Here is a 4,217-nt window from a genome sequence, read left to right as displayed (position 1 = left end):
GATCGGTGGGGGGCAGCCGGGTCACGTAGGGGGACCGGCCCCGGAAACCGCGTTGAAAGCGGGGCGGCGGGCCCGTCCCGAGGAACTCGTAGAACCACGCGTCGTGCTCGCTCTCCTCGAAGAGGATCGCCTGGGCGAGGTCGTAGGTGCGGCTGTCCTTCTCTTCGGTGAGTTCGCACAGACCCGTGTAGAGGGGCGTCGCTCGCCTGGCGGCGTCGATGAGCGCGGTCGCCAGCGCCTTCGGATCGTCCCCGACGTCGCCCGGCAGGTTCCCGCCCGCCGGGTCGGTGGCCGCGAAATCGGCGAGGTCGTCGGGCAGGCGGCCGTCGAGTTCGTAGATGCGCGTCACCAGAGCGTCGAAATGGTTGAGGTGCTCGGCGCGAACGTCCATGAGCACCTCTCGCAGGTGCGCGCCGATCAGACCGGCCAGGCCGGCGTGCAGGATCGTGTAGCGGTAGTGGGCGGCCAGTTTCGCGCGGGCGGCCGCCGTCAGTTCCCCGATCAGGACGTCCACGTCGACGCCGGCACGCTCGACGAGTTCCCGTGCGATTCGGCTCATGCGTCCCTTCCCTTCCCTTCGCGAGACGGCGCCGGACCGTCAGGCCGCGGAGGTCTCCGCCGGGGCACGGTCCTCCGGGTTGAGGGCCAGGAACGCCCCCGCGGCCAGGGCTCCCCCGGCAAGGTCGGCGAGCAGCCAGATCCAGAGCTTCGACCAGGCGAACAGGCCCATCGTCGCCGCGCCGGTGGCGACCGCGGGGTTGAACGCTCCCCCGGAGATGCCGCCCACCGCGAAGGCCCCGGCCGCGACGGTGAATCCGATGGCCAGCCCGTAGAAGTTGTTGTCCGGGTGGTCCCTGCTGGTGGCCACGTTGAGGACGACGTAGGCGAGGGCGAGGGTGAACACCACCTCGGCCAGGAGCGCCGCCCCGACCGCGCGGCCCGACGGCGACAGCTCCGCGACCTTGCCCGGATCCACCACATAGCGGGCGGTGAGGGCGGCGACGACGCCCGCGATGAGCTGGGCGGCCCAGTAGGCGACGGCGTCGGTCCAGCGGATCCGCCCGCGCAGGAGGACCGCCAGCGTCACCGCCGGGTTGTAGTGGGCGCCGGAGACGTGCCCGCCCGCGTACACCATGACCATCAGCACCGCGCCGATGGCGAGCGGGGCTAACGGAGCCGTCGCGAGGACGGTGCAGCCCACGGTGAAGACCAGGAAGAATGTGCCGATGAACTCCGTGACGTAACTTCGCATAACGATCTCCCTATATCGAGAAATGGCCGTCGGCCCGGCAGCGCCCCGAGCCTGTCACCGTGTTCGTTCTCTGAGGAGCCCGCGCTCCTTACGGGGTGATTACGGTCAGCCGAGCCGCAAGGCGACGTTTCGGCCTGCCTGGGAGATCACATATTTCGTCGCCGGGGACCATCAATGAGCGCGGCATTTGAAACCGTTTCGCCGCGGGTTTCGTTCGGGGCGGACCGAGCGGATGTCGCGTCTTTCGAGGCCGGTGGGGCGGCGCCGGACGTCATCGCTTCGTAAGGATTCGTAAGGACCCGCTCGCCCGCCCCGGACAATAGGGTGACCGGCATGAAGAAGGCGCTGGCGATCGTGGTCCTCATCGGTGCGATGTCGTTCATGGCCGGATGCGGGGGCGGCGGCGACGGGACGACCGCCGTCGAGCCGACGGATGCCGCGTCCCGGACCCCTGCCGCGAAGAGCCCGGGCGGGGCCGGATCGGGTGGAGCGGGGCAGGACACGCCGCGAACGTTGCGGTTCACGGGCGAGACGCTGGACGGCGAGGCGTTCGACGGCACGAGTCTCGCGGGCAAGCCGGTGGTGTTCTGGTTCTGGGCCCCCTGGTGCCCCAAATGCCAGGCCGAAGGCCCCGACGTGGCGAAGGCCGCCGAGAAGTTCAAGGGCCGCGTCTCGTTCGTCGGCATCGGAGGGCTGGAGAAGAGCAAGGACCGGTTGAACGAGTTCGTCTCCCGGACGGGCACCGAGGGCCTCACCCACCTCGACGACCGGACCGGGAAGCTGTACGCCCATTTCAAGGTGACCTCGCAGTCGTCGTTCGTGTTCATGGCACCCGACGGGACGACGTCCAGGGACTCCGGGCCGCTCGGGGAGTCCGAGCTGAACCGGCACGTCGGCAAGCTCCTCGGCTGACACGCCGATGGAGGAGATATCGCTCGCGCTGGCCGCCGGGCTGGTGGCGGCGTTCAACCCGTGCGGATTCGCGCTCCTGCCGTCCTACCTGACGCTGCTGATCGCCGGGCCGGGCGGCGGCGGCGTCTGGCGGGCGCTGCGGCTGTCGGCCGCGATGACCGCGGGGTTCGTCACCGTCTTCGGCGTGTTCGGCCTGCTGATCTCGGCGTTGACGGCCTCGATCCACCAGTACCTGCCCTGGCTCACCATCGTCGTGGGCGTCGTCCTGGTCGCGCTCGGCGGGTGGCTGGTGACCGGGCGGGAACTGCTGCTCCGGCTGCCGCGCCTCCAGGCGGGCGGGCTGTCGGGTTCGCTGGCGGGTCTGTACGGATACGGCGCCTCGTACGCCGTCGCGTCCCTGTCGTGCACCATCGCACCGTTCCTGGCCGTCACCGGGCTGGTGTCCGGTGGCACGGGCATCGCCGCCGGGCTGGCGGCGTTCGCCGCCTACGGCGTCGGGATGGGCCTGGTCGTGGGGTTCCTGTCGATGCTGGTGGCGCTGGCGCACGACGCCGCGGTTGCGCGCACCCGCCGGATCCTGCCGTACGTCTCGCGCGTCAGCGGCGGCCTCCTGCTTCTGGCCGGGCTGTATGTCGCCTACTACGGCTGGTACGAAACGCGCGTCAACGCGGGCGCCGAAGCCGACTCCGCCGTCGTCCGGACGGTCACCGAGATCCAAGGCGCGCTGACCGACGGGATCGACCGGATCGGAATCTGGTGGATCACCGCCGCCTTCGGCGTCCTCGCGGCCGGAACGATAGCGGCGCGCAAGTTCTGGCGCCCCCGTCGCGGTGCCGCCGTCACCGAGCAGGAGGCACCTGGCCAGGAACGGCGCTAGCGGGAGCCAGGCCGGTGGAGAAGCCCGGCCACCCCTGTCTCCCGGCCGCACCCGGCCGCCCGGCCGCCCGGCCGCCGGTCAGGGACGGAGGGCTTCGATGAATTCGCCGAGGGCGCCGCGGCGGCGGGCCGAGGAAATGTGATCGATGTAGTCGCGGGAAGCGATGATCTTTCCGTCCCGGACGCGCAGGACGAATATGCACGGCACCCGGAACGGTTCGCCGCTCGCAGTCGTCCCGCGATACTCGAACTCGGCGACAATGACCTCCGGATCCGCGGTCTCGTACACGGTGATGTTGGCTGGCTCCTGCCGAAGGGGCGGCAGGCTCTTCCCTGCCGAGAAATGCTCGCGCAGTTCCTCACGGGTGCGCATCGGCCCGTCCTCGAACGGCGAGAACGGATGCTCGACGCAGGTCCGGTCCGCGTAGAGGTCGGGCAGCTCGTCCCAGCGCCCTTCCGAGACGCCCCACACAAGCTCAAGGAACACCTCGCGAGGACTGGGCGCCATGATGCCTCCCGGCGACACGGTAAGGTTCCGAAGTGGAGACTCCGAATATACGGAGTGGAGACTTCGGATGTCAATGGAACCCACGCGCGCCGACGCCCGCGACAACCGGGCCCGGATCCTGGAAGTGGCGGAGGACGTCTTCGGCAGGGGCGGCTCGGCGGCCTCCACCGAGGAGGTCGCGCGGCTCGCCGGAGTCGGCATCGCCACCGTCTTCCGCCATTTCCCCACCAAGCGGGCGCTGGTGGAGGCGGTCCTGGTGACGCATTTCGACCGCCTGTGCGGGGAGGCGCGAGGCCTCGCCGATGCGGCCGATCCGGGCCGGGCGTTCTTCGGCTTCTTCCGCCGTCTGGTGGAGGACGCCGCGGGCAAGCTCGCCATCATCGAGGCGTTCACCGACGCGGGCGGCGACGCCGCGGGCAGAGCGGCGCAGGGCCCGCGCGACCTGCGCGAAGCCGTCGGCGTCCTGCTCGGGCGGGCCCAGGACGCCGGAGCGGTCCGGGCGGACGTCCGCCTCGACGAGGTCTACGCGCTCCTCGTCGGCGCCTCCCGCGCCGCCGCTCACCTGCACCTGAACGAGCCGGTCCGCACCAGCACGCTCGGCATCATCTTCGATGGCCTAGCCCCGCGCTGACGCGCCGTCGATGGGGGCCGCCGCGGGACGTGCGGGTC

The 4,217-nt window shown here is 70.8% G+C and carries 6 protein-coding genes; 3 read left to right on the top strand and 3 right to left on the bottom strand.

The window, feature by feature from the left end; genetic code table 11:
• A partial coding sequence (locus E1264_RS40855; protein ID WP_132182665.1) for a ferritin-like domain-containing protein occupies positions 1-559 on the bottom strand: 559 nt, incomplete at its 3' end.
• 39 nt (positions 560-598) lie between these two features.
• The gene (locus tag E1264_RS40850) at positions 599-1,252 is read right to left on the bottom strand and encodes an aquaporin (RefSeq protein WP_132182663.1); all 654 of its coding nucleotides are present in this window, start codon (positions 1,250-1,252) and stop codon (positions 599-601) included.
• A 333-nt stretch (positions 1,253-1,585) separates the two neighbouring features.
• Between E1264_RS40850 and E1264_RS40845 the strand changes: the two genes are divergently transcribed.
• On the top strand, positions 1,586-2,164 hold the full coding sequence (locus tag E1264_RS40845) for a redoxin domain-containing protein (RefSeq protein WP_132182661.1): 579 nt from the start codon (positions 1,586-1,588) through the stop codon (positions 2,162-2,164).
• Positions 2,165-2,171: 7 nt separating this feature from the next.
• Complete coding sequence (locus E1264_RS40840; RefSeq protein ID WP_132182659.1) at positions 2,172-3,041, top strand: cytochrome c biogenesis protein CcdA; 870 nt, start codon at positions 2,172-2,174, stop codon at positions 3,039-3,041.
• Between the two features lie 78 nt (positions 3,042-3,119).
• Here E1264_RS40840 and E1264_RS40835 read toward each other — a convergent pair whose 3' ends face one another.
• Positions 3,120-3,548, bottom strand: a complete 429-nt coding sequence (locus E1264_RS40835; RefSeq protein ID WP_132182657.1) for a nuclear transport factor 2 family protein — start codon at positions 3,546-3,548, stop codon at positions 3,120-3,122.
• A 67-nt stretch (positions 3,549-3,615) separates the two neighbouring features.
• On the opposite strand from E1264_RS40835, the gene E1264_RS40830 reads away from it, so the two are divergent.
• Positions 3,616-4,179 carry a TetR/AcrR family transcriptional regulator gene (locus E1264_RS40830; protein ID WP_207936903.1) on the top strand — a complete coding sequence of 188 codons (564 nt, stop codon included), beginning with the start codon at positions 3,616-3,618 and terminating at the stop codon, positions 4,177-4,179.
• The last annotated feature ends 38 nt before the right edge of the window (positions 4,180-4,217 follow it).

The sequence above is a fragment of the Actinomadura sp. KC216 genome, from assembly GCF_004348535.1.
Taxonomy (GTDB): Bacteria; Actinomycetota; Actinomycetes; order Streptosporangiales; family Streptosporangiaceae; genus Spirillospora.
This window is presented reverse-complemented; position numbering and strand designations above follow the sequence as displayed.